General features: G+C 69.2%; 22 protein-coding genes and 4 pseudogenes. 7 read left to right on the top strand and 19 right to left on the bottom strand.

Annotated features, from left to right (window positions below):
• Positions 1-502: 502 nt before the first annotated feature.
• From J7E86_RS13105 to J7E86_RS13080, 6 genes are read right to left on the bottom strand one after another with little or no spacing between them, the layout of a single operon-like run.
• Positions 503-1,231 carry a type I-E CRISPR-associated protein Cas6/Cse3/CasE gene (locus tag J7E86_RS13105; RefSeq protein ID WP_215081799.1) on the bottom strand — a complete coding sequence of 243 codons (729 nt, stop codon included), beginning with the start codon at positions 1,229-1,231 and terminating at the stop codon, positions 503-505.
• A complete protein-coding gene (cas5e, locus tag J7E86_RS13100; RefSeq protein WP_215081797.1) occupies positions 1,228-2,079 on the bottom strand; it encodes a type I-E CRISPR-associated protein Cas5/CasD in 852 nt (283 codons plus the stop codon). Before cas5e ends, J7E86_RS13105 begins: the two co-directional genes overlap by 4 nt.
• Positions 2,076-3,461, bottom strand: a complete 1,386-nt coding sequence (locus tag J7E86_RS13095; RefSeq protein ID WP_215081795.1) for a type I-E CRISPR-associated protein Cas7/Cse4/CasC — start codon at positions 3,459-3,461, stop codon at positions 2,076-2,078. Before J7E86_RS13095 ends, cas5e begins: the two co-directional genes overlap by 4 nt.
• A complete protein-coding gene (locus J7E86_RS13090) occupies positions 3,461-4,024 on the bottom strand; it encodes a hypothetical protein (protein WP_215081794.1) in 564 nt (187 codons plus the stop codon). The genes J7E86_RS13095 and J7E86_RS13090 overlap by 1 nt, the downstream gene beginning before the upstream one ends.
• An 11-nt stretch (positions 4,025-4,035) precedes the next feature.
• Positions 4,036-5,055: a type I-E CRISPR-associated protein Cse1/CasA gene (locus J7E86_RS13085; protein ID WP_215081793.1), complete on the bottom strand. Its 1,020-nt coding sequence runs from the start codon at positions 5,053-5,055 to the stop codon at positions 4,036-4,038.
• A 23-nt stretch (positions 5,056-5,078) separates the two neighbouring features.
• Positions 5,079-5,699 (bottom strand): hypothetical protein, encoded by a 621-nt coding sequence (locus tag J7E86_RS13080; protein WP_308312578.1) that lies wholly within the window; start codon positions 5,697-5,699, stop codon positions 5,079-5,081.
• Between the two features lie 74 nt (positions 5,700-5,773).
• On the opposite strand from J7E86_RS13080, the gene J7E86_RS13075 reads away from it, so the two are divergent.
• Both J7E86_RS13075 and J7E86_RS13070 read left to right on the top strand, forming a co-directional pair.
• Positions 5,774-6,877, top strand: a complete 1,104-nt coding sequence (locus J7E86_RS13075) for an aldo/keto reductase (RefSeq protein WP_215081792.1) — start codon at positions 5,774-5,776, stop codon at positions 6,875-6,877.
• On the top strand, positions 6,874-7,698 hold the full coding sequence (locus J7E86_RS13070; RefSeq protein ID WP_308312577.1) for an endonuclease/exonuclease/phosphatase family protein: 825 nt from the start codon (positions 6,874-6,876) through the stop codon (positions 7,696-7,698). The genes J7E86_RS13075 and J7E86_RS13070 overlap by 4 nt, the downstream gene beginning before the upstream one ends.
• 221 nt (positions 7,699-7,919) lie before the next feature.
• On the opposite strand, the gene J7E86_RS13065 is transcribed toward J7E86_RS13070, so the two are convergent.
• From J7E86_RS13065 to J7E86_RS13055, 3 genes are all read right to left on the bottom strand, one after another.
• Complete coding sequence (locus J7E86_RS13065) at positions 7,920-8,315, bottom strand: hypothetical protein (RefSeq protein ID WP_215081791.1); 396 nt, start codon at positions 8,313-8,315, stop codon at positions 7,920-7,922.
• A 100-nt stretch (positions 8,316-8,415) separates the two neighbouring features.
• A complete protein-coding gene (locus tag J7E86_RS13060) occupies positions 8,416-9,186 on the bottom strand; it encodes a hypothetical protein (RefSeq protein ID WP_215081790.1) in 771 nt (256 codons plus the stop codon).
• 1,103 nt (positions 9,187-10,289) lie between these two features.
• On the bottom strand, positions 10,290-10,613 hold the full coding sequence (locus J7E86_RS13055) for a hypothetical protein (RefSeq protein WP_215081789.1): 324 nt from the start codon (positions 10,611-10,613) through the stop codon (positions 10,290-10,292).
• 291 nt (positions 10,614-10,904) lie between these two features.
• Here J7E86_RS13055 and J7E86_RS32030 point away from each other — a divergent pair.
• The 3 genes and pseudogenes from J7E86_RS32030 to J7E86_RS13045 all read left to right on the top strand — a co-directional run.
• Positions 10,905-11,123: pseudogene (locus tag J7E86_RS32030) on the top strand (transposase family protein); the annotation flags it as partial.
• A gap of 475 nt (positions 11,124-11,598) precedes the next feature.
• Positions 11,599-11,940: a transposase gene (locus J7E86_RS31025; RefSeq protein ID WP_251019069.1), complete on the top strand. Its 342-nt coding sequence runs from the start codon at positions 11,599-11,601 to the stop codon at positions 11,938-11,940.
• Positions 11,941-12,167: 227 nt separating this feature from the next.
• A pseudogene (locus J7E86_RS13045) lies at positions 12,168-12,384 on the top strand (hypothetical protein); the annotation flags it as partial.
• Between the two features lie 73 nt (positions 12,385-12,457).
• Here the strand turns inward: J7E86_RS13045 and J7E86_RS13040 are convergent.
• From J7E86_RS13040 to J7E86_RS13015, 6 genes and pseudogenes are all read right to left on the bottom strand, one after another.
• A complete protein-coding gene (locus tag J7E86_RS13040; RefSeq protein WP_215081787.1) occupies positions 12,458-12,880 on the bottom strand; it encodes a hypothetical protein in 423 nt (140 codons plus the stop codon).
• The gene (locus tag J7E86_RS13035; RefSeq protein WP_215081785.1) at positions 12,877-13,710 is read right to left on the bottom strand and encodes an IS5 family transposase; all 834 of its coding nucleotides are present in this window, start codon (positions 13,708-13,710) and stop codon (positions 12,877-12,879) included. The genes J7E86_RS13040 and J7E86_RS13035 overlap by 4 nt, the downstream gene beginning before the upstream one ends.
• 426 nt (positions 13,711-14,136) lie before the next feature.
• Entirely contained in the window at positions 14,137-14,913 is a 777-nt protein-coding gene (locus tag J7E86_RS13030; RefSeq protein ID WP_308312576.1) for a methyltransferase domain-containing protein, read from the bottom strand.
• 949 nt (positions 14,914-15,862) lie between these two features.
• A pseudogene (locus J7E86_RS31020) lies at positions 15,863-16,045 on the bottom strand (transposase); the annotation flags it as partial.
• Between the two features lie 322 nt (positions 16,046-16,367).
• Complete coding sequence (locus J7E86_RS13020) at positions 16,368-17,915, bottom strand: cell wall metabolism sensor histidine kinase WalK (protein ID WP_215081783.1); 1,548 nt, start codon at positions 17,913-17,915, stop codon at positions 16,368-16,370.
• Positions 17,908-18,600: a response regulator transcription factor gene (locus tag J7E86_RS13015; protein WP_215081825.1), complete on the bottom strand. Its 693-nt coding sequence runs from the start codon at positions 18,598-18,600 to the stop codon at positions 17,908-17,910. Before J7E86_RS13015 ends, J7E86_RS13020 begins: the two co-directional genes overlap by 8 nt.
• A 537-nt stretch (positions 18,601-19,137) precedes the next feature.
• Here J7E86_RS13015 and J7E86_RS13010 point away from each other — a divergent pair.
• The gene (locus J7E86_RS13010; RefSeq protein ID WP_215081782.1) at positions 19,138-20,406 is read left to right on the top strand and encodes a glycosyltransferase family 4 protein; all 1,269 of its coding nucleotides are present in this window, start codon (positions 19,138-19,140) and stop codon (positions 20,404-20,406) included.
• A 452-nt stretch (positions 20,407-20,858) separates the two neighbouring features.
• On the opposite strand, the gene ispG is transcribed toward J7E86_RS13010, so the two are convergent.
• From ispG to J7E86_RS12995, 4 genes and pseudogenes are all read right to left on the bottom strand, one after another.
• Positions 20,859-21,878: a flavodoxin-dependent (E)-4-hydroxy-3-methylbut-2-enyl-diphosphate synthase gene (gene ispG / locus J7E86_RS31015; RefSeq protein ID WP_251019075.1), complete on the bottom strand. Its 1,020-nt coding sequence runs from the start codon at positions 21,876-21,878 to the stop codon at positions 20,859-20,861.
• 147 nt (positions 21,879-22,025) lie between these two features.
• A pseudogene (locus tag J7E86_RS31010) lies at positions 22,026-22,832 on the bottom strand (transketolase C-terminal domain-containing protein); the annotation flags it as partial.
• On the bottom strand, positions 22,807-23,559 hold the full coding sequence (locus tag J7E86_RS32025) for a helix-turn-helix transcriptional regulator (protein WP_215081780.1): 753 nt from the start codon (positions 23,557-23,559) through the stop codon (positions 22,807-22,809). The gene J7E86_RS32025 and the pseudogene J7E86_RS31010, both read right to left, overlap by 26 nt.
• Positions 23,556-23,795, bottom strand: coding sequence for a helix-turn-helix transcriptional regulator (locus J7E86_RS12995; RefSeq protein WP_215081823.1), 240 nt, complete (start codon positions 23,793-23,795; stop codon positions 23,556-23,558). Before J7E86_RS12995 ends, J7E86_RS32025 begins: the two co-directional genes overlap by 4 nt.
• A gap of 125 nt (positions 23,796-23,920) precedes the next feature.
• On the opposite strand from J7E86_RS12995, the gene J7E86_RS12990 reads away from it, so the two are divergent.
• Positions 23,921-24,094, top strand: coding sequence for a hypothetical protein (locus J7E86_RS12990; RefSeq protein ID WP_215081779.1), 174 nt, complete (start codon positions 23,921-23,923; stop codon positions 24,092-24,094).
• Positions 24,095-24,183 lie beyond the last annotated feature (89 nt).

Here is a 24,183-nt window from a genome sequence, read left to right as displayed (position 1 = left end):
TTGCCTGATACAGGGGCGGTGGATCATTCCCGGGCGGGCGGGACGGACGACATGAGCTGGGCGCCGGGGGCGGCGGAGAACAGATCATTCCCGGGCGCGCGGGACGGACGGCATGATGCACGTCCACGACACCATCCAGGGCGGATCATTCCCGGCGCGCGGGACGGACCGACATGCCGGCGGCCTCGGTCGTCTCTCCGCGGATCATTCCCGGGCGCGCGGGACGGACTCGTCGAGCACCAACAACCGAACCTGACGCTCAGGACCATTCCCGGTCGCGCGGGACGGCCCTGTGCGACGCCGACGTGCGGGGCTACGTGGTCGGATCATTCCCGGACGCGCGGGACGGACGAGTTCGCGGCGGTCGCCGCGTACCTCGTGATCGGGTCATTCCCGGGCGCGCGGGACGGCCGCCTTGATGTCCTGCTTTTTGCGTCCAGCCACCGGGTCATTCCCGGGCGCGCGGGACGGCCCCTTCCCGACCTGGCCTTCCTCAGGGGTTTTACTCTTCCTTGAGGGTTTGCGTGAGGAGAAGTCCGCAGCCGTACGCGCGTGCGCGGCCGAGACCGTTGTTGAGGGCGTGGGTGAAGCTGCTCGGTTCGGTGACGGTAAGGGTGCCTGTGATTTCAGCGCGGCTTACTCGGAGGCGTCGGTGGGGGGCGTGGCTGGTGAGTTGGGGGAGAGTGCGGGCGGTCAGGATGCTGGGGTCGGCGTGGGCGCCGATGTGGGGGAATCGGTTGTCGAGGGCGTGGTCGGGTGGTTGGAGACGGGCGGTGAACCATTCGAGGGCGGCGGTGGGTGAGGCGTCGGTTGGTCGTTCGCGGGTGTAGGCGCCGGTGCGGGGGTGGGGCCCGTAGCGGGAGGGGGTGATGACGGTGCGGAATCGGTACTGCTGGCCGTGGGTGATTTTCTGGTCGATGGTGCAGGTGGAGGGTGGGTTGGTGAAGGTGGTGGCGGGGAGGGTGGTCCAGTCGCCGGGGACCCGGGACTGGGCGAGGAGGGTGAGGGTGTTGGTGGCGAGGTCAGCGGTGTAGGTGTGCAGGATGCCCATTTGCTGGCGTGCGTTGGGGGCTCCGTCGGGTACCCAGTGGCGGAAGGCGCGCATGACCAGGCGGTGCATGTCGTGGCAGTCCAGGAGCGCCCGGGCGATGAGGGGGTGGGTGAGGTCGAGGTCGCACAGGGCGTGGTGGGCAATGAGCCGTGCCGTGATGGGGGCGGTGTCGAGGGTCATGTGCGTTCCCAGGTGATGGTGGGGGCGTGGGGGGTGATGGTGGTGCGTTGCTCCCAGCGGGGGCCGTGGGCGCGGTGGCGGGGGGAGAAGGAGAGGGGCTGGTCGTTGACCATGGTGGCGTGGGGGGTGCCGGGGGGTGTCTCGAGCCAGGCGGTCAGCGGGTGGTGGGCTCGGGGGAGGGGTGCTGTGCGGTGCAGGACGTCTTCGAGGGTGCCGCGGTGGACGCCTGCGTTGATGTCGGCGGTGGGTGCGTAGGGCTTGCGGCCCAGCCACAGGAGGTTGCGGGGGTGGTCGAGGCGGGCGGCCAGGCGGCGCAGCAGAGGGGTGTCGTCGCTTTGGACGGCGGCGAGGAAGGCGGCGTCGGCGAGGTACCAGCGGGTGCTGGTCACGGGTTGGCGGCGGAGGTTGCCGGCGGTCAGGGTGCCGGTTTCGGGGTGGGGGGCGATGTTTTTGGGGGCGCCGTACCAGTCGTGGAGGCCTTCGCCTGCCTGCTGGGTGAAGGTGGTGCCGGCAGCGGCCATTTCGGTGCGGGCCGCGCGGCGCGGGTCGGTGATGAGGTCGCGGGGGCGCAGGGGGTAGCGTCCGCCGCCGGCGGTTTGGAAGTCGCAGTGGGGTGAGCCGGGTCGGTCGGTGCGGACGCCGAAGCGCAGGGCGGCCAGGGTGTGGAGGGGGAGGAAGTCTTCGCCGTTGGGGCGTCGTTCCTCGCGGTCGTGGCCGTCGGCGGCTGCCAGCAGGCCGATGACGGCGCTTTTGGTGGGGTGGGGGGAGGTGTCGCGGTCGTGGAAGTGCGAGCGGCTGCCCCAGGACTGCTGGGGGCCTTCGAGGCGCAGGAGGAGGGTGGCGGTCACGCGGGCTGCTCGGCCGGGGTGGTCGGTGCGGGTGCGGGGATGTCGGGGTGGAGGTGGTCGGGGCTGTCGACCTCGGTGACGGTCAGGGTGCCGGCGTTGCGCAGGTCGTCCAGGAGTGCGGTGATGGCAAGGTCGTAGGTCAGGACGCGGCCGGGCTGGAGGCCTCGTTTGCGGCTGATCATGGCGTGGTGGTCCAGGAGGCGGCGGGTGGCCTGGATGCTGGCGGGTTCGGTGCCGTCTTCGGTGATGGCGTCTTCAAAGGCGCCGAGGTAGTTGTAGGGGCGGGTGGCGGTGAAGGCGAGTACGAACTTGGGCAGGACGCCGGGGGCGGCGGTGGTGGTGGCTTTGGCGGTGGGCACCGCGGTGCAGAAGGCTTCGATGAGGGCTTTCTCGGCTGCCACGGCGGCGATCTCGGCGTCGTGTTCGGCGGTTCCGGCGGCTTGGAGGTTGCTGCGCAGGCGGACGCGGTCGAGGACGGTGACGGCGCAGAAGGTGCCGGAGGTCAGGGCCTGGTAGCCGGTCATGCCCGAGCCGTTGTTCGGGCCGGTGGTTTCGGGCGTCTGGGAATGGGGGGTTTGGTTGCTGGTGAGGATGTCGAAGGCGTCGGTGGCCTGGCGGGGGCGGCTGCGCTGGAGGGTCTTGGTGTCGTCGGCGGCGCTGAAGAAGTCCTCGGTGAGCTGGGCGGGGCCGACGGTGATGGCGGCGGTGGTCTGGACGGCGCCGTCGACGTTGGGGGATTCGGCGATCTCGGCGAGGAAGCGTCCGAAGAGGGCGATGTCGATGGCGTCCGCGGGCGCGAGGGCGGTGAGGATGCCGTCCTTCACGCCGGCGGGGAGGGGTGGCAGCTTGGGCTTTTCGTCTGGTGACGTCTCGCTCTTGCCTTTGCCCTTGTTCTCCTTCTTCTGCCGCTCGTGTTCCTCCTGGGCGGCCTGCACCTTTTGCAGCCATTCCTGCATGGCGGAGCGGTTGTGGTCGATTGTCTGGGCGATGTTCTTGGCGGCGTCCTCGGGGGCGAAGATGAGGACCTTGGTGAGGTCGCGGGTGGTGTCGGTGGTGCCGAAGGCCAGGCCGGCCCGGTTCAGGGCGGCTTTGGCCATGTCGGCCGCCTGCTGTTTCTCCCAGCCCAGGAGGTTCAGCTCGCCGGCGGTGATGCGGGCCCATTCGCGGGTGCGGGTGCCGAAGCTGTAGCCGGCCAGGGCGCCTTCGCCGGTGTTGGCCTGCTCACGCATGTGCATGCGCTGGGGGCGGCGCAAGGCGGCGGACGTGACCATGGTGCGGGTGGCGTTGCCGAAGGTGATCTGCTTGGGCTCGCCGTGGGCGCCCCGCACGAGCAGCACGGCGCAGTGGGTGGTCAGCGAGGTCAGGCACAAAAAGCGGTCCATCACGGGTCTCTTTCCGACGTCGGGTCAGCGGGTGGTCTTGGCGATGAAGAAGCTGTGGGCCCAGGCGTGCTGGACCCGGCGCTGGGGATCGGACCAGACGGTGAGGTCGTGGGCGAGCTGGGCGAAGGAGGGGGGATGCGGCCCTGGGAGCGCATCCAGCAGACGGCTTGGTCCAGGGCGGTCAGCGGGAGGGGGCCGTAGGTGACCAGTCGCTCGTACAGGCGGTAGCAGCCGGTGTTCTTCGGGCCGCTGTTGTGCGGTGGCCCTAGGCGGCGCAGGGCGCGTCCGACGTCGCCCGAGCCGTACAGGAAGCGCTCGTCGAGGGTGGGGATGCTCTGGTGGTAGAGCGCGAAGAGCCAGGCGGTGGCGCCGTAGGCCTGGCGGTGGCCGGGGTCGGTGGCGAAGGCGGTGGCGTGTTGCCAGCCTTGCGTCCGGGGGTCGTTGCGTAGCAGTTGGCCGAGGGTGTGCCGGTCCTGGGTGCGTACGCGGGCGGCGAGCCAGTGGGCCAGGGCCCGGTGCGGCTCGGGGGCGTTGCGGCCGGCAGCCGGGGGCCTGCTGGTCATAGGAGTCAGGGTCATGAGGTGGCGGTCCTTTCTTCGGGCGAGGGCAGGAGGGGGGTGTGTTTGCCCAGCTCGCGGTCGAGGCGGCCCTGGGCGCGCACGGTGGCTTCGAGCCCAGCACCGGTCTGCGGCAGCGCGCGCAGGCGTTCGGCCAGCGCGTGGCGAGCGGCTTCTGTGACGGCGGTGGCGTAGGCGGCCAGGGCCTTGTCGGGGGCTGTGCCGGCGGCGATGTCGTCCAGGAGCGTGTGGAAGGGGGTCTCGAAGCGGGCCCACAGCTGCGCCCCGGGGTGCAGGCGCTGGAGCAGCCGGGTGCGCTCTTCCGGCCGTGCGCGGGGGTAGAGGGTGTCGCGGGCCACGGATGCGGCGCTCCGTACGGCCTTGGCGGTGGCTTCTGCGCATTCCAGGGCTTGGGATGAGGCGGTGCGCAGGCGCAGCTCGTGGGCGGGGGCGAAGGGAAAGGTGTCGCTGATCCAGGCGGTGACGTCGCGTTGCCTGGCGATCAGGCCGACGGCCCAGAGGTCCACGCGTCGGTCGAGGTTCAGCAGCCGGCTGTAGAGGTCGGTGCCTTTGTCGGTGCGGGGGGCGAAGGCGGCGTAGAGGGCGTTGGCGTCGCGCCACAGGGCCCGCTCGGCGCGTGCCTGCAGGGGCCAGTCACCGCGCAGTACGGTGTCCTGCTGGTGCACGGGGGGCAGGGGGTCGAGGAGTTCGCCGGCGCCGACCAGGACGCGGTCGATGACCAGGCGACCGTCGCTGGTGGTGGCCGGGCGGAGCAAGACCGAGCGGCCCAGCACGCTGCACAGGTCGGCAGGGCCGTCCACGGTGCGGGCCTGGCGGGTGGTGGAGCGGAAGTCGCGGCGGGCTTTCCCGTCGGTCCAGGAGAAGTTGAAGGTGCCGGGTGAGTCGGTGGGGGTGAGGTTCAGCCGCAGGGTGTCGGCGAGGTTCGTCCCCATGGCCAGGACGCTGACCCGGCTGCCGAGCCGAGCCACTGCACCGTAGGTGAAGGCCGGCCCGAGCCAGTCGGTCTTGGCGCGCATGCGGCCGCCCCTCGACGAGCCCTTCAGGAACCGGCCTTCTCCGGGATCGGCACCCAGTTGAACTCCGGGCAGTACCGGGCGTACGTCACCAGCTTCCACCCGGCGTACGCGTCCAGGTCGCCGCTCTCGCGCAGCAGGTGCTTGACCCAGGTGTGCGCAATGCGCTCCTCGCGGGTCATCTCGGCGTCGATCTGGTCGAGCATCCGGCACGCGACGGCGAAGTCCTCGACGGTGAGCGCGCTCAGGTCGATCTCGATGCCGGCGATCTCGAAGGAGAACACGAGCCGGGTGGTGGAGAACGACGTGTTCCGCTCGCCCAGAAACTTTGCCCGGCCCTCGCCGACCAGGGCCTGCATCAGCTCATCGCGCCGCTCGACGGGGAACCCGATGCCCAGGTCCAGGTCGGACGTCTCCAGGTTCAGGCGGGTGCCGAAGGAGCCGACGTCGCGCGGCAGACAACCGGTCCACTGCTCGATCAGGCCGGACGCCTCGGCCCGCACCTTCAGCAGGTGGTCGTCGTGCGTGCGCATCAACTCGTAGAACGCGGTGGCGCGCTCGAACTCCTCGGCGGGGAAGCCGGCCGGGTCGGCCCACTTCGCGGCAGTGATGGCGCGGAGATCCAGATGGGTGCGTGGGTTCGTCACGCACGCCACCGTAGCCACACCACTCAGCAGTTCGCGGGGGTTTGACAGGAAATGCACGAAAGAGAGGCAGCGAAATGAGCGACACCACGAACGCACAGCCGTACCGGACGCTGGCCGGCGGGCTGACCGTCCACCCCGTCGGTATCGGATGCTGGGCCATCGGCGGCCCGGACAGCAACCTGGGCCTGCCCATGGGCTGGTCCACCGCCGACGACGCCGCATCCATGCGCGGCCTGGAGGCCGCCTACAGCCTCGGCGCGAACCTCTTCGACACCGCCGACGTATACGGGCACGGCCACTCCGAACGCCTCATCGGCCAGCTCGTCGCCACCGCCCCACGCGACAGCGTCGTGCTGTCCTCCAAGGTCGGCTACTTCACCGGGACCGCCGCCCACGCTTACGAGCCCCACCACATGCGCCATCAGCTCGAAACGACGCTGAAGAACCTGCGCACCGATCACCTGGACATCTACTTCCTGCACAACGCCGAATTCGGTGAGGACGACCGGTACCTCGACCGCGCGATCGAGACGCTGCGCACCTTCCAGAGCGAGGGCCTGATCAAGACCATCGGCATGCGCGGCCCGCACCGCTTCGCCACCGAACGCGTCAACGTCCCCAAGGAACAGCGCAAGGACAAGCACGCCCGGTTCCGCTACCTCTTCAACCGCGTCCAGCCCGACTACCTGGCCGTCCGATTCAACGCGCTCACCCCACCGCCACCCGCCGGGCAGAAAGACATCTTCGCCTTCGCGGCCGAGCACGGCGCGAGCATCCTGGTCAACAAGCCCCTGTCACAGGGCCTGCTCACCGGCAAGTACGACCCTGCCGACCCGCCCGTCTTCCAGGCGGGGGACCACCGCCTGCGCAAGGCATGGTTCACCCCGGCCGCGCTGGAGATCATCGACGAGGGCCTGCGACCGCTGCGAGAACGCTTCGGCCCCTCCACCGCGGGCCTGACCCGCGTGGCCCTGCACTACTGTCTCCAGCACGCGGACAACGCCGCCGTTCTCGTCGGCTTCACCAGGCCCGAGCAGGTCAGCGCAAACCTCCAGGCCGTCGGCGAACCCTTGAGCCCCGAGGACATCGACTTCGTCCGCGAGACCACCGGACGTCTCCAGCAGCAGCTCGACGCCGCGGGAGAGGTCTTCCTGGGCGAGAAGGGCTCACCCCAGTGACCGACACCACCCAGCTCTCCCTGTTCGCCCCAGCAAAGCCGCGCCATACCGCGTCCACCACACACGCCCGAATCCTGCTCTTCAACACGCAGCATGCCTCTCCAGCCCGCGCGTACCGGCAGGCCGAGTGGATCAGCCAGCAGAAGAACGCGGACCTGGCCGTCCTCACCGAGGTCAGCTCCGGGCCGGGCGGCGCAGCGCTCGTCGAGGCACTGCACCACTTCGGCTACGCGCACGCCATCGCCCCGGCCGCAACCGGCGACGGCTACCGCAGCGTGCTGGCGGCGCGCACCGCCGCGCTCGAGCCCGTCGACGCGGGCGTGAGCTTCCTGCCGCACCGGGCGCCGGCCGCCGTTGCCACCATCGGCGACCGGAAGGTGGGCGTCGTGGGCCTGTACGTACCCTCGCGCGGGCCGAAGGAACGGCGCAACGAGAACAAGCGTGGCTTCCAGGAAGCCGTCACGGCGGCCTTGGACGGCTTGGAGAAGGTGTTCCCGGATATGCCGATCGTTGTGGCCGGGGACCTCAACGTCATCGAGCCAGGCCACCAGCCGCCCCACAAGGTGTTCGGGCGCTGGGAGTACGCCTTCTACAGCTCCTTCGCCGAGGCCGGATTCGCTGACGCCTTCCGCCACCTCAACCCCGACGCACTCGAGCACTCCTGGTTCGGGCGTAGCGGACGCGGCTTCCGCTTCGATCACGTCTTCACCAGCACCGCCCACGCACCCCTGATCCAGGCGTGCGCCTACGACCACACCCCGCGGGCCGCATCCCTCACCGACCACGCCGCCATGACGCTGACGCTCTCCGGGGCCGACTGAGCCGTGCCGCAAGACAGGATTTGGCATGAACGGACCGGCGTAGCCGAAGCAATGGGCGGGGCGCACATGCTGCACCAGTGCAGGCCGGGCAACGGCCAGGAGCTGCGGCGAGCGAGCCCTGGCCGCCGTGCCCGCCGTGGCGGTTCGGCCCACCTCCTCGCTCTCCTGATCTGCTTGGCTGATGAAACGCCCAAGGGTTGAGTCGTCCTCGCGACGAGTGGTTACTTACCGCAGTACGGATCCGTTCGACAGGGCCCGTCGGATGGATAATTGCCGTGGAGGCAGCGTGGGCGGTTGTATTGCGGATCTGCATCGGCGCGTGGCGCGGTCCGTACGACCTCTCCGGTAGGCCGCTTCTTCCATCCGAGAGGCTCATTTTGCGTCTCGGGGTTCCACACGTGTACGCAGGCAATAGCGGCCAGTGCGCTGTCGTAACACCAGCCGTAATCCCAGACGCGGGTGTTCTTCTTGGGTGTCATGACCAGCCGGTGGTTAAAGGCCATTGGGATCAGGTCGTAGAAGTAGTCGTCGTCCTCAGCGATGCTCGTGCTCTCTCGATCGTTGAGCACAGGAACGGTGTAGAGACGGAGGGCGGAGACGGGGGACAAGGCGGTCATGGGCAGGAGCGTATGACAGCACGCTCTCCCTGTGCCGCTCGCTGGGGAACCCGGCAGCATCAGCTGCGCACCTCACCCCGCGCTCCTGGGTGGCCGCAGGTCAACACCCAGTGTGCGCTGACGACTTTGAGCGCCCCCTGTCGGGTACATTCTGCCCGGCCTGCACCCGCCATCTCCGCGAGGAGGCCGACCCGGGCGCCGCCCAGTTACGGGCCCACCGCGCCCAGGGGCCGGGGAGCGTGCGGTCGGTGCCGGGCAGCGGGATGTTCTGTCCGAGCGAGAGGACGGCGGCGGCCAGCGCCGTGAAGCCGAGGGCGCGCACCTGGGGGCGGCACCGCATACGGACGACGAGGATGACGGCGAGGACGGCGAGGGGCCAGCCGAAGAAGGCGTTCTCCTCGGTGCGGTTGACCGACAGCGACGCGGCGATGTCCGCGTCGCCCGCCAGTGAGCGGGTCGCGAACTCCAGCAGCGCCATCGGGTGGTTGCCGACCTGGCCGTGCAGCACGCTGCGGTAGCTCTGCGGGCCGAGGAACTGCCAGGCCAGCGGGCCGATGGTCAGGGGCACGGCGACGAGGGCGGCGATGGCGAGGCCGCGCAGCAGCGGCCGGGCGGCGGCCCGGGCCGCGTCCGGGTCGGCGACCGCGTGGCCGAAGGCGTAGAGCGCGAGGCCGGTGACGGCCAGCAGCAGCGGCTCCTCGCCGAGGAAGACCTGGTACGCCAGGAAGAGGCCGAGCAGCACGGCGTCCCGGCGCGGGGCCCGGCCCTCGCACAGTCGCAGCGCGCGGTCGATGATCGGCGGGATCATGAAGAGCACGACGAAGTTCGGGTGGGCGTTGCCGTGCGAGATCATCGGCGGCGCGAATTGCATCGCCCGCCAGGAGGCTACTGGGCAACCGCCACTGCCCGGCAGCGCCCCCACCACCGTCTGAGCCCTTTCGCGCGATAACCACCAAAATCTCTAGCCTGCTCGGTGCGCCTGCACCTGGGCCGCTCCGCCGGCAGGGGCAGAGGTATGGGCACTCTCCCGGGCATGCCAGACGCTCAGCCAGGGCGGGGCGTTGGTCGCGCGAGGCGGCGGCGGTGAGAGCTGGGCAAACGGGCGTCGGGGACACGTCAGTCGGCCAGCCGCGAGACTGCTGGCTCTGGCGCCAACTACCCCAGCGCCCGATGGCGGGCTTCACCTTCTTTGGTGCCTACCTTGCCGGTGGAGAGCAGTGCGATGAGGGCTCTCTAGGATGCCACAGCCGCCATGGGCGCCTCCTCGTACGAGAGGGCAAGCGCGGTTCGCTTCGTACGCTGGTTGAGCGGCGGGCCTTGTGCCGCCGAGCAGCAGGCGGAACAGGGGGTGTGGTGTGCTGGGTCAGTCTTCTCCGACCCAGGTCATGTCTCGATTCGCATCCTGATGGGCTCCGGAGTGGGCGGCGGGCAGGCCACACCGGGGCCATCCGAAGTTGTCCATGAGGTTGTCGGGGCCAAGGGCGCCGCAGGGGGTCTCGCTTGTCGAGGGTTCGTTATTGATCACGCTGTAACTGTCGCACATCCGTGAGAAGGGATGCGAGACGCGGCAACCCACCTGACGCCCAGTCTCGGACCGGCATTGGCAGCCGATGCTGGCCAGCACACGCCGTGAAACTGGCACTCGGTTGCGCCTTGTCGCGCGTGTCTGATGGGCTTCCTCTCAGCCGCGAATTTCGGTCACGGCCTCTGTTGTGTGGCTGAATCGAGTGACATGCTGAAGCAACGGTGATCCTTCCGCTTCCCGCGGGACACGGTCACCGCGTGCCCGCCCACGTAGCCCGTGCGGAAGGGCCGCGCCGCCCCTCCCGGCTCCTCCCCACGGGAGGGCCGACGCCTGCGTCGGAACAACACCGGCATGGCGTTCAGCCCGGGACCGACCTCTGCGCCGGGCGATCTGGCTGATTGCGCGGTCGGAATCACAGCGCGGCAGGGATCTGGGGGTCCGGTGCGGTGCTACGGCGCGGGTGGGCCGGTTTCCCAGGCGATGCGCTGGTCTATGTCGTGCTCGTCCGGGCACGGTTGGCCATCGACAGGGCAGAACGTTTCCGGGTCTGCCCACCAGCCCGGCCAGATGGTCTCGGCTTGCTCCACGCACATCGTGCAGATCGTTTTGACGGCGACGTTGATGGTGTCGCCCTGGACGCCGCAGAAGGCAGTGCGCCATGAAGGTTCCCGGCAGCACACCAGGTGGCCGATCTCTTCGGGGATGGACTGCAGGCCGAAGGCGGACAGTACCTCCGAGGCACTCACGTTCTGATTTGCAGTGGAAGGCGACACTTGACGGACACTACGCCAGAGGCCCGACGCCTCTACGAACCGAGTCTCGGTCGGCCGCCGACGGCGGGCAGTCGCGCCTGGTTTGGACCTTTCGCCAAAGCCCGACAGTCGGCGGTCTGCGGGCGTGCACTCCGAGCTCTCGGACACGTGCCCCGCATCTCGCCGGCCCTGGACCAGTCCTGGCCCTGTCCACGGACATGACCGCGTGGCTCTGCGTCGCTTTCCGTGAACTTGTGGTGGTGGATCGAGCCCTGGTAGCTCGGTCTCGTGGGGGATCTTGCGTCTGGCCTGATGAGTGTCCTGTTCCCGCATCTCGGCTCGGTGGTGGTCGAGTTGGTGTTCCGCAGTGGCCGGTCCGTGCGGATACGGGCCCGGAGCCGGGCGGTGGAAGCCCGGTGCCCGGGGTGCGGGACCGTCTCGCGCCGGCGGCACAGCGGATACACCCGGCGCCTCGCCGACCGCGCGGTCGGCGGGCAGGAAGTAGGCATCGACCTGCGCGTCCACCGGTACTTCTGCGACAACGACGAGTGCGGGCGCCGTACGTTCGCCGAGCAGATCGACGGGCTGACGGTCCGGCACGGACGCCGCAGTGTGCCGCTGCGCGACCTGCTGCAGCAGGTCGCGCTGGCCCTCGGAGGACGTGCTGGCGCCCGGCTGACCGGGCACCTGGCAGCCGCGGTCAGAGCCACCCCGTTGCTCCGCCTGGTGCGCGGGCTTCCGCTGCCGGAGGTCCCGGACGTGAAGGTGCTCGGCGTCGACGAGTTCGCCACCCGCAAGGGCCACGTCTACGCCGATCGGGCCGCCCTCCGCCAGTTGCCGCAGCAAACTCCAGCCCCACCACGACTACCTGGCCCGACGCTGGGCCGAAGGCTGCAACAACGCCGTCGTCCTCCGCAAGGAACTCCGGGCCCGGGGCTTCACCGGCGACCGCCGCACCGTTCGGCGCTTCCTCAACACCCTGGAAGGCAAGATCGAACCGCATCCCGTGCCGAAGGCCGCCCCCGGCATCCGCGAGGTCGTGCGCTGGATCGTCGGCCTCCCCGAGAACGTCAGCGAATCCGCCCGCCAGCACCTCAAGGCGATCTGCGTCCGATGCTCGCATATCGACCAGCTCCGGGTCCTGGCACGCAAGTTCATCACCATGCTCCGGACCCGGACCGGCGAGAGGCTCGACCCGTGGCTTGCAGAAGTCGAGGCCAGCAGCGTCACCGAACTCCACAGCTTCGCCAACGGCCTGCGCAAAGACCGCGACGCCGTCCTCGCTGGCCTCACCGTGCCCTGGAACTCGGGAGCCGTGGAGGGCGCCGTAACACACGCATCAAAATGATCAAGAGACAGGGCTACGGCCGCGCCAACTTCGACTTCCTCCGCCGCCGCATCCTCCTCAGCGCATGATCACGATTCACGGAAAGCGACGCAGAGCCTTTCAGTCCCTTCGGGCGGACAGTTGATCTCCCCGTCCGGTACTACTTGTCGTCCCTCGGATGGGGGACGCTGGCCCTCGGTCTCCGCGTCAGCGTCGGTGTCAGTGGTGACTGCGATGCTGACGGCACGATCCCTTGGAACCTGCTCGATCTTGACAGAGCCTTGCGCGCCAGCTGGGCTGCTGACACCTGCTCGCCTGACGACCTGGCTCGCTCCGGCTGGCAGCCAGAGAACCCGGCCTGGGGGCACTGCGACATCACGGCTTTGATCGTCAATGACGTCTTCGGCGGTGACCTCATGGCGGGCGAGGTGCACTTCAACGGCGTCCAGCACGGCTTTCAGAGTGCGGTACGTGACCTGATGTCCGTTTTGCGCTTGGGGTTGGGAGAGGAGTCCTGGTCGGCGGGGCGGAGTGGTACTCAGGTGCGGGGCTGAGTGAACAGGCCGGGTTCGGGTTCGGTGAGAATGCCGCGGGTGACCAGGCGCTTCAGCTTGGACCGGATGCCTTCGGTGTGCTTCGGGAGGATCGGCAGGTCGAGGACCTGGTAGATGTCGCGGGCCCGCATCGGGCGGCCGGTGTCGGTGAAGGCCGCGAGGATCTGCTGGTAAGCGGGGTGGTCCGGCGCCTCGGGCCGCGGCGGATCGTCGGCGGGCTTCGGTGCCGGGATGTTCAGGAGGGTCTTGCGGGTGATGCGCAGGTTCTCGGTCTCCGCGTCGAGTTCGCCGAGGCGGGCGGTGAGGTCCTCGATGGACGCGCGGAGCTGCCCGGCCTGCTCGCCGAGTTCGTTCTCGCGGGCCTCGACGTAGGCGAGGACGTCTCTGATCTGCGGGTTGTCGCTCATGCGGCCCTCCAGGAGGACAGGGTGGCGCCGGTGAGCCGGCGGGCCATGACGGAGGTCATCGCCCAGAAGACGCGAGAGCGCGAGGTGGCGGGCCGGTGCTCGTAGCCGCGGACCAGGCGGCGGTAGAACATCAGGATCCCGTTCGTCTGCTCCACGATCCACCGCTTGGCCTGCGGGACGAAGCCCTTGTCGGCCGGGTTGCGCTCAACGATCTCGACGTCGATGCCGTAGTTCTTGCCGTGGTCGACGACGGCCTTCTTGAACCCCTGGTCGGCCAGGGCCTTCTTCACGGTGTCCATCTGGGCGGCCACGCCGTCCAGCAGCGAGATGCCGGTGGCGTTGTCGTGCGCGGACGCCGGCAGGACGACGGCCTCGACGACGAGGCCCAAAACGTCCACGGCCAGGCATCTCTTCCGCCCTGGCACCCGTTTCGCCGCGTCTTTGCCGGTCGTGGCAGCCGGGACGCCGACGGAGGCACGGATGCTCTGGGTGTCCATGACGATGAGGCTCGGATCGGCTAATCGCCGCTTCTTCTCCCGCAGTTGCCACCGCATCAGATCGTGGATGGTCTGATCGGTGCCGTCGTCGCGCCACTTGTAGAAGTAGTACTTCACCGCACCGGCGGGCGGCAGGTCATGGGGCAGCAGGTCCTCCCACTGGTAGCCGCTGCGGTTCTGGTACAGGATCGCGTTCACGATCTCCCGCATCGCATATCTGCCCTGGTGGCCGCTGACCGACGGATGCGCGGCCTTCCACGCCGTGATCACGGGCTCGACCAGGACCCACTGCTCGTCGGAGACATCACTCGAGTACGGCTTGCGATCACTCATCCAGTCACCCAAGCGAATCCCGAACGCCTGACCGGCAATGATGCCCCACCGTCACCCCATCGAGTGATCACAAGCCGGACAGAAGATCACGTACCGCATTCTGATGACCGCCGCCGAATACCGATACGAAATGACCGAACGCTTCGCCACCTGGAACACCATCACCGGAGCCGGCCCCATGGCCCTCACCACGTAACCCGAACCACCCCGAACCGACTCCGCTATGCCCCAACCCACCCGCCACACAGGTAACTTGACGACGCCCACCAGCCGCTCTACCCGCCCCGACGACCTGATCAACCTCCCGGAACCGTGGAACCCGGCGCCCACCCGACGCGACAGCCGCGCTCCCACCATGCCCCCAAGCGACCCGACAAACAGAAACGGGCCGCCGAAGAACCGACGACCCGTCACGAAACATCGAGGCTAGGATTCGCTGGAAGCGCGCCGAAACAGGAAGACTGCAGTGGGACCAGAGGCTGCTGAAGCGCCTTGTGCTTGAGGATCAGGATGGAAGCCGGCATGCTGCAGGTCGCTGAGAGCGTGGGCGTAGGGGTGAAAGTAACGGTCGCGGATGAAGAGTTCCTCGGTGGTCGTCACGCCATGCCGGGTGCTGAGACGGTAATGAGTTCGGCTTTTGAACGGTGAGAGCATTTCCCGCCATGCGCTCATCGCGTAAACCACCTCTCCTAGGGCGATGTGGTGCAGGTCTCTTTCGGTCCATGATGTCTCAAAGGAAGCGGGTGTCTTTTCCAGCATGTCCAGAGCGAGGAGGCCACCCGCTGGCAGGTGGCGTGCGACGTGCGTAAACAGCTTGAGGCGCTCATGAGGTGCAATGAACTGCATCACTCCTGCCAGACACGCATAATCGAACCTGCATCCGAGTTCAAAGTTCGGTGCCTTGACAGGCAAGACGGTCACCCGCGACCACATATCCGGAAGCGCGGCCAGCTTGGCGAGCAGCACAGCCCGCATGGCAGGTGACGGCTCCGCACACCATACCTGAGCGCCAGCGGCGGCTGCCCTGAGCGATACCCGGCCTGTTCCCGCACCGACATCCAGGACACGCGCACCAGGGACAGCCAAGCGGGCGAAGCTTGCAGCGTCGGGGAGAGCGTGGGTGCCCTCCGACGCCGCAAAGATGTCGTACAGCCCGGCGTCTGGCCGGTATCCATCTGCCGCCGTCTTGCTTGGTTTTGTCACACGTTCCCCTTCCCAAGGCGCAAGCGGCCGGGCAACTCTGCTCCCGGGCTTGGGTATACCCAAGCCCGCGGATGTATATGGAAGGTCGTGCTCTCAATGTGAAGTTCCCCCTGTGAGCTGGACAGCAGGTGTTTACGCTGCGGGGGTGAGGTTCTGTCTGAGGTGACCCCGGTGGAGACTCTGCTGGTCTATTCACGGTGTCGTGAGTGATGCCGTGGTCGGTGGCGGCGTCCAGGATGTGGTCGACGCTGACGTAGGCGGCGTCCACGAGTTCCTGTTCGGGCAGGAGGTCGGCTGCGGCCAGGTTGTGGTGGCGGGTGGTGACGGTCTCCACGTTGCTCAAGGTGGCCGTGCTGGTGGCGACGTGCACGATGACATGCGGCCGGTCGGGTTCGCAGACCTCGGTGAAATGGCCTTTGTAGCCGCGCCAGCCCATGCCGCGTTTGATGCCGTACCGGGCGTCGGTGTCGTAGGGGCTGCCGATCGCGGTCCCGCCGGGTGGCAGGTCGTCCTTCCCCCGCCAGTGGTGTCCGCCCTGGTCACGGTGGTACTGCTGGACCCAGACCTGGCGCAGGACCCGCAGGGCGGGAAGGTCCCGCAGCCAGACGGGGGCGGCGGAGTGGTGGACTGCGTCCAGGAGCCGGTAGCCGTCCGCGCCCACGGTTACGGCCAGCACAGTGCGGCCGGCCTCGGACTGCGGCAGGCGGAAGTCGTCCGCGAGCTGGGCGTAGCGCTCCCACCAGGCAAGAGGGGTGTGTTCCAACAGCCAGACCGGGTCAGCGACCGCCAGCACCTCCAGGGCCGCCCGCAGCGTCTCCATCGCCAGTTCCAGACGGTTGAGCAGGCGGATCGCGGCGTGGACGTGGGTGGCGTCGGTACGCTGCCGCCCGCCGCGGTCCAGCAGCCGGTGCTCGCACAGGTGCTGGAGCATCAGGGCCAGCAGCCTGTCGGCCTGGCCGTCGCCGGTCAGGCGGGTGCGGAACTCGCTGAGCACCGAGGCGTCGGACCCCGGGTCCTCCAAGGCCAGGCCCAGCATGAACTTCCAGTCCACACGCCCGCGGACCGCGTCCGCGGCCTGGCGGTCCGTCAGCCCCTCGGCGAACTGAAGTACCGAGACCATGGCCAACCGGGCCGGGTCGAGGGGTGCCCCCGCACCGCGAACAGATCAGCGAACTGTTCATCGGCGAAAAGCTCGCCCAGCGCATCACGGATCCGGATCGCCAGCGAGCCTTTCGGAAACGCCGCCCGCGCGACCCGCTCCGTCACCACCGGAACCTCAAAACCGTACCTGGGCCACAACGACATCACGGACCACCCCATCGGGCCCTCGCGAACGTCAGCCCGCCCTCACCGTCCCACCAAGGCGAAGATCCCACCAGACCCGCCGTGAAATGGGCAGCGGAGTCACCCCAGGGGACACCTCAGATGCTTGATGCGTCCCGGATCGTCCACGCTCAGGTCAGGAGATTCGAGAGACCGGCACAGCTGGGGAGTCGGAGGAGGAAGGCCGCGTTTTGGCTGGTTGGTGTGGCGGTGAGGGTTCCTTGGTGGTGGTGAGCGATGTCCCGGGCGATGGCGAGGCCGAGGCCGCTGCCTCCGGTGTCGCGGGTACGTGCTTCGTCGAGGCGGGTGAAGCGCTCGAAGATGCGTTCACGGTCCGCTTCGGGGATGGGGTCGCCGTCGTTGTGGACGGTGCATTCCACCCATCCGGGCCGGGGGTCGAGGGTGACCGTGACCTGGGTGCTGGCGTGGCGGGCCGCGTTGTCGAGGAGGTTGCGCAGCAGGCGGCGTAGTTGGTCGCGGTCGCCCGGGACGTCGAGGGGGTCGTCAGGAGCGTGGAGGGTGAGGTGTGCGGTGGCTTCGGGTTGGGTGTGGGGAATTTCCAGGAAGAGTTCTTGGACGAGGCCGGTCAGGTTCACCCGTGTCGTGGTCCTCGGTGGTGTGGGGGTGTTGTCGAGGCGGGCGAGGGTGAGGAGGTCCTCGACAAGGTGCTGGAGCCTGTTCGCGGCCTGAAGGGAGTTGGTGAGGGCGCTGGACCGTCGGGGGTGGGTGAGGGCGACTTCGAGGGTGGCACGTAGGCCGGTGACGGGGCTGCGTAGTTCGTGGGCGGCATCCGCGATGAAACGGCGTTGGCGGTGGGCGTGGGCATCGAGGAGGTCGAGGGTGTCGTTGGTGGTGCGGGCCAGGCGGGTGATCTCGTCCTCGGCCGCGGGGACGGGGACGCGGGTTCCCGCGCCTGGCTGGTCGACGGTGGCCAGGCGGGTTCGGATGGCTTCGATGGGGCGCAGGGCACGGGTGGTTGCCACCCAAGCGCTGAGGGCGACGATCAGCGCGGCCAGTGGCACCGCGCCGGCCAGGGCGGGGATGAGCGCGTCGGCCGCTTGGGCCGCCTCGGTCCGGGTGACGGCAACGTAGACGGTGTAGCGGCCGGCGGGGGCGGCCGAAGGGCTGGGGGCGCGGGGGGTACGGATTTCGATGACGGTGGCGGCCATGTCCAGGGTCTTCCCGGCGAGGGCCGAGGCTTTGGAGAGACAGTCGATGACGGGCTGTCCGGAAGTGGTGTGAGAGGGGTTCTGCCGGCAGGAAGGGGCCGGCGTGCCGAAGTGGACCGGCACGAAGGTCCCCCAACCGGGTTGCGCCGACGCCGGCGCGGGCGGGAGCGCTCTGGCCGCGTCGGGGAACGCCTCGGGCAGCCAGGACGCGAACGGACCGTTCGGGCCGATGATTGCCACCGGCCACAGGTCGATGATGTCGCTGGTGGTTTCCCGGTCCCTGGCCTGGATGCGGGTGAACTCCGCCGCGACCGCGCGGGCCTGTGTCCACGCGCGCCCGCGGGAAGCCGTCATCTGCGTGGCGTAGATGTCGTGGTGCAGCCACCACGCCCCGGCGCCGGCGAGGATCAGGGCGGCGGCGCCCGCGGCGAGAGCGGTACGGGCCCGGGTGGACAGCCGCGCCCACCACAGGAACGTCCGGGCGGGGGTCCGGAGAACGGGGTCAGGCATGCGAGGCGTCCAGGCGGTAGCCGTGTCCCCGGACGGTCACGATGCTCCGGGTGCCGTACGGGTGGTCGATCTTTCGGCGCAGGAGGCTGATGTACACCTCGACGATGCCCGTCCCGCCCCGGTAGGCGATGTCCCAGGCCTCGCCGAGGATGGTCTCCTTCGACAGCGCCCGGCCCGGCTCGCGCATCAGGACTTCCAGCACCGCGAACTCCTGGCCGGTGAGGTCGATGCGCTCATCGCCACGCCCGCAGGTTCGCCCTTGCACATCCAGCCACAGATCACCGGCGCGCAGCACGTCCTGCTGGTCTGAGCCCGCGGCCGTGCGGGTACTGCGGCGGATCAGTGCTCGCAGGTGTGCTGTGAGGACGACCAGGGAGAACGGCTTCGTCAGATAGTCGTCCGCGCCGGTGTCCAGCCCATGGGCCTCGTCGAGTTCCTCGTCCCTGGCCGTCAGCATCAGCACCGGGGTGCCGATGCCCAGGGCTCTGAGCCGTGCGCATACGGCGAAACCGTTCAGCGACGGCAGCATGACGTCCAGGACGATGGCCGCGAACCCGCCCGTGCCACCGAGCTCCACGGCGGACAGGCCGTCCGCCGTGTGAGTGACGGTGTACCCCTCGGCCTCCAGGCCGTCCCGCACAGCGGCCGCGATCACCGAGTCGTCCTCCACCACCAAAATGTCCACCACGCCAGCATGGCACCGCAGCGGCGCCGCCCCGCAGCTCACACAGCGGGCTTCAGGAACGGTTAAGGATGACCTGTGCATAGTGGGGGCCGCCCCGCGACGTCACCGGCCGTTGTCGAACGGCGCGCCCGTGCTTCGGCCTCCTGTCCGTGACCGTGCCCCTGCCATCCGAGAAAGGGACTGCCCCGTGAAGGCCCGCCGGCTCCTCGCTGCCGGCGCGACCTCATGCGAACGCCGCAGCCGCCTCACCATCCGCGCCGACCTTGGTCCACCCCCGCGACGTCGCGGCACCTGACGGCAGCGAGCGAGACGTACTGGCGGTCCGGCCGACGAGTCAAGGTGATCAACGTCTTCAGGCAGGGGCGCGGCCTGCCCCTCGCTCTGTCCGCGCCACCTCTGCCGGGTGCGGATCGATACCCCGTGTCCCACCCACATCGGGGGAGCACCTTGTGCCGGGACGTCGAAGCTGAGCGAGGCACACGCGTTTCGACGCCCTTCATCGAAGACCCTTTGCACTACCGAAAGGCGTGCCGCCCCATGCACATTTCCTTCCTGCTCCACAACGCCTATGGCATCGGCGGCACGATCAGGTCGACGTTCAACCTGGCCGCAGCACTGGCAGAGCACAACGAAGTGGAGATCATCTCAGTGCTCCGCCACCGCGACGTGCCGGTCATGGGCGCACCCCCCAAGGTGCGCCTGACTCCTCTGGTCGACATGCGCACAGCCTCCGCCGACTACGACGGTGACGATCCCCGCCACGCACAGCCCGCCAGGGTCTTCCCCCGCGCCGACGGGCGGCACAAGCAGTACAGCAGCCTCACGGACGAACGTATCGGCCAATACCTGTCGAGGCTGGACGCCCAGGTGATCGTCGGGACCAGGCCGGGACTGAACGTCCACATCGCCCGCCAAGCGCGCGGGGCGGCCATCAGAGTGGGGCAGGAGCACCTGACCCTCTCGGGCCATGGCTTTCGTGTACGGCACGAGATACGCCACCGCTATCAGCTGCTGGACGCCCTCACCACCGTCACCGAGGCCGACGCGCGCGCCTACCGGCAGCTCGGCCTGCCGGGGGTGAGGGTGGAGGCTGTACCGAACAGTGTCCCCGCCGCCCGCGCCGAACCGTCCGACGGCGCCGGCAAGGTGGTCGTGGCGGCAGGCCGGCTCAATCCGGTGAAGCGATACGACCTGCTCATCCGGGCTTTCTCCGAGGTTGTCGCCGTCCACCCGGACTGGCGGTTGCGAATTTTCGGCGGTGGCGACGCCACCGGCAACGAGAAGGACAACCTGTCCGCCCTGATCGGTGAACTCGGGCTGAGCCGCAGCGTCCGGCTCATGGGCAGAACCAATTCGATGGAAGCGGAGTGGGCGAAGGGTTCCATCGCCGCTTCCACCTCCGACCATGAGTCATTCGGCATGACCATCGTCGAGGCGATGCGCTGCGGTCTCCCCGTCGTCTCCACGGATTGCCCCGCCGGACCGCGCGAAATCATCAAGGACCGGGTCGACGGACGCCTTGTCCGCCCTGGTGACCCCGGCGACATCGCAGCCGCACTGCTCGAACTGGTGGGGAACGACGAGCTGCGGCAGCGCATGGGCGAGGCAGCCTTGAAGAATTCGACCCGTTTTGACCCGGCGCGGATAGCCGAGCGGCACCTGGATCTCTACCAGGACCTGCTTCGTCTCGGCCCCGGACGACGCTCGCTCGGTCCCGTGCGGGAAATCGCACACCGAGCGCGTACCAGCACGATCGACACAGCACACGCCCTGCGCTCCACTGCCCGCGGTGTACTGAAGAAGTAATGAGCGCCGGCGGGATGGGGGGCCGCCAAGTCCCCGAGCCCTGCTGGCAACCGTGTCACGGCCGGCAGCAGATGAGTTGGGGTCGGTGGTTGCAGAGCCTTCTGAACTGTGATGCGTCAACTGTTTGCGGATGACGTCCTGAAGCTACTGGCCTGCAGGTTCTCTGACTGACAGCTCTTTGATCCGGCACGCTGCAACTTGTCCCGGACGCATACGAGTAATTGTCAAGACCTGTGGATCAGTTGAGGTGGATCACGCTGCGAGGGTCTTGTCCCGTTCGACGAGGAGGCCGTACTCGAAGCGGGCGCCGGCTCGGACGAGGGCGAGGGGCGTGGTGCGGTGACCGCTCGCCAGCGGGCCTGAGCGGAACTACCCACACACCATCAGGACGCCCCAACCCGCCAGCCGCACCAGCAACTTGACAAGGCCGGTGAGGGAGCCCATGGATGCGGTCATGGCACTGGTGCCTCCGTCGGCTGTTCGTCGCCCGGTTCGGTGAGCCGCAGGGCGTGTTCGAGGGGGGTGTCGACGATTTTGTTCTCGGGGACGGTGGCGACGACTTTTCCGTGGACGAAGATCTGGCCTTTGCCGTTGCCGCTGGAGACGCCGAGGTCGGCTTCGCGGGCCTCGCCGGGGCCGTTGACGACACAGCCCATGACCGCGACGCGCAACGGGTGGGGGAAGCCGTCGAAGGCGGCTTTAACCTGTTCGACCGGGTGTGCGGAGAGGGAGACACGGATGGTGTCCCCGATGCCGTCGGCGAGGAGGACGGCGAAGGCCACGGCGGATTTGACGGATCCCTGGAAGGCGGGGCCCGCTTCGGTGACGCCCAGATGCAGGGGGTAGTCGCACTGTTCGGCGAGGATCCGGTTCGCGGCGACCATGGTCATGGGGTCGTGGTGCTTGACAGCGATCTTGATGTCGCGAAAGCCGTGTTCCTCGAACAGGGCGCATTCCCACAGGGCCGACTCCGCGAGTGCCTGGGGTGTGGCCGCACCGTGCCGGGCGAGCAGGCGGGGGTCGAGCGAGCCGGCGTTGACTCCGATCCGGATCGGCACGCCAGCCGCCGAGGCCGCCTGCGCGATCTCGGCGACCTTGTCGTCGAACTTCTTGATGTTCCCGGGGTTGACGCGGACGGCGGCGCAGCCGGCGTCGATGGCGGCGAAGACGTAGCGGGGCTGGATGTGGATGTCGGCGATCACCGGGATCGGGGAGCGGGCCGCGATGGCCGGCAGGGCGTCGGCGTCGTCCTGGGAGGGAACGGCGACGCGTACGATGTCGCAGCCGGCGGCGGTGACCTCGGCGATCTGCTGCAAGGTGGCGTCGACGTCAGCGGTGAGGGTGGTGGTCATGGTCTGGACGGAGACCGGAGCGCCACCCCCGACAGGGACATCGCCGACATGGATCTGTCGGGTTTGGCGGCGCTCCGGCGTTGTGGGGGGTGGATCGGGCATGCCGAGGTCAGTGGTCATCGAGGCCTCCGCGTGCCTGGAGGTGGCTTGCGAGGGGGTGAGGCCGTACGTGGTGAGGGCGGCGCGGACGTGCAGGACCGTTTCGGTGATGCCGGCCGGGCCGAGGCCGGTCTGGGCGAGCAGACCGGTACGCGTTCCCTGAGGGACGAATGCGCGGGGCAGTCCGATGTTGTGGACCGGGGTGGTGATGGCGGCGTCGGTACAGGCATGGGCCAGGAGGGTGCCGAAGCCGCCGGTGCGCGTGTTGTCCTCAATCGTGACGGCCAGACGGTGACGGGCGGCCAGGTGGAGGAGGGCGGAGTTGACGGGGATGGCCCAGCGGGGGTCGACCACGGTGGAGCCGATGCCTTCGGCTTCCTCCAGGCGGCGGGCGGCCTCGAGGGTCGCGGGCGCGGTGGCTCCGACGCAGACCAGCAGGACGTCGAGGGGGCGCCGGGTGCTGCGGTGAAGGATGTCCAGACCGTCCATCCGTACCAGTGCCTCGATGTCCGCACCGGTGGTGGCCTTGGGCAGCCGCAGTGCGGTCGGCCCATCGCTGACGGCGACGGCTTCACGCAGCAGTTCCCTCAGGCGCGCCGCGTCCCGGGGGGCGGCCACGCGCATGCCCGGGACCGGGGCCAGGATGCTCAGGTCCCACATGCCGTGGTGCGAGGGGCCGTCCGGGCCGGTGATACCGGCGCGGTCCAGCACGAAGGTTACCGGCAGTTGATGCAGGGCCACATCCATCAGCACCTGGTCGAACGCGCGGTTGAGGAAGGTGGCGTAGACGGCGACCACCGGGTGACAGCCGCCCATCGCCAGGCCGGCCGCGCTGGTGACGGCGTGCTGCTCGGCGATTCCCACGTCGAAGACCCGGTCGGGGAACCGGACTGCCATCGGGTGCAGACCGGTCGGCCGGAGCATGGACGCGGTGACGGCGACAAGGTCCTCACGTTCGCCGGCGAGGGTGAGCAGCTCCTCGGAGAAGACACTGGTCCAGCTCCGGGCGGCCGGTGCCGGCCGGTAGGCGGCGGTCGCGGGGGGGGGGGGGCTTGCCGGTGGCCGGGGCGATGACGCCGACAGCGTGGAAGCAGTCCGCCTCGTCGGCCTCCGCCGGGGGATACCCCTTGCCCTTGACCGTCACTACGTGCATGAGCGCCGGCCGCCCCAGGCAGCGGGCCTGCGCCAGGGCATGCTCCGCGGCCTGGACATCGTGACCGTCGACCGGGCCGATGTAGGCCAGACCCAGCTCGGCGAACACGTTGCCCCGGCCCTGCACGCCTTCCACCTCGTCGCCGTCACCGCCCTCCGCAGGTCCATCCGGGCCCGCGGGCTCGGCCGGTTCGGTGGACTCCGGCGAGGGGCCGTCAGCCGTCGGGGCTCCGGCTGAGGGAGCAGCGGGGCCGGCAGCGGGAACCGCCTCCGGCCCGGGAGCCGGAGCGGTCTTTGGCCCCCTCTCAGCGGCGAACTTCGCGGCCAGGCCGTCCAGGAGATACGCGTATTTGGTGCGGAGCTCGCCGGAGGGGCCCCTGTCCTTCTCCCACCCCGTGACCGTGCTCGGGCTCACGCCGAGCGCCCGGGCCACCTGCGCCTTCGACAGGCGGGCCCGCTCCCGCAGCTCCCGCCGCTGCTCCGGCGCCGGGAGTCCGGCTTGGGGCCCGACGGTGGCGAGGAGGGAGTCGATCGCGTCGAAGTCACTCACCGGACCGCACCCTTCGGCACCGGCCGGGTGCCGCGTCGCCGGTCCTCGGGCAGCACTTCGCAGGCCCTCGTCGGCCCGGACAGCAGGTCCAGTACGCCGATGCCGTAGTGCGAGGCCAGGACGTCGGCATCGCGCAGGCTCCACGAGGTGGCACCCGACTGCCGGCGCGAGACCTGCGTCTGGGTAATGCCCAGTACCTCCGCGACCGACCTCTGCGAGTCCCCCGTCGCCTGCATCAACGCCGCCACCGTCAGCCGCAACGACTCCTCCAGACCGGCGCGGACCTCGCCGGGCCTCGCGCTCCGCCTCACGCGCCTCCTCCTCCGCCGGGTCGGCCAGACACCGCGGGCACACCAGATCCATGACAACGGCCGTACAGGGCCCGGCGCAGCCGGGGCTGGGCGCCGCAGTGGCCGGCCCCGGCATGACGGCGCACCACACCGGCGCGGGTGTCCAAGAGGAGGGCTGCCTGGGCGGCGTTGCCGTCGTGGTGTGCCAGGAGGAACGCCATCCGTGCCCGGGCCTTGACCCCTGATCTTGGACACTTGAGATGTGGATCTTGAGGATCTGAGATCAGGGGTCAAGGCCCCCCATTCACCGGCTCTGGCACACCTTCCGTGAAGA

The sequence above is a fragment of the Streptomyces sp. ISL-11 genome (assembly GCF_018614525.1).
GTDB lineage: Bacteria > Actinomycetota > Actinomycetes > Streptomycetales > Streptomycetaceae > Streptomyces.
Note: the sequence above shows the minus strand (reverse complement) of the source record. Positions and strands in the feature narration are given on the sequence as shown.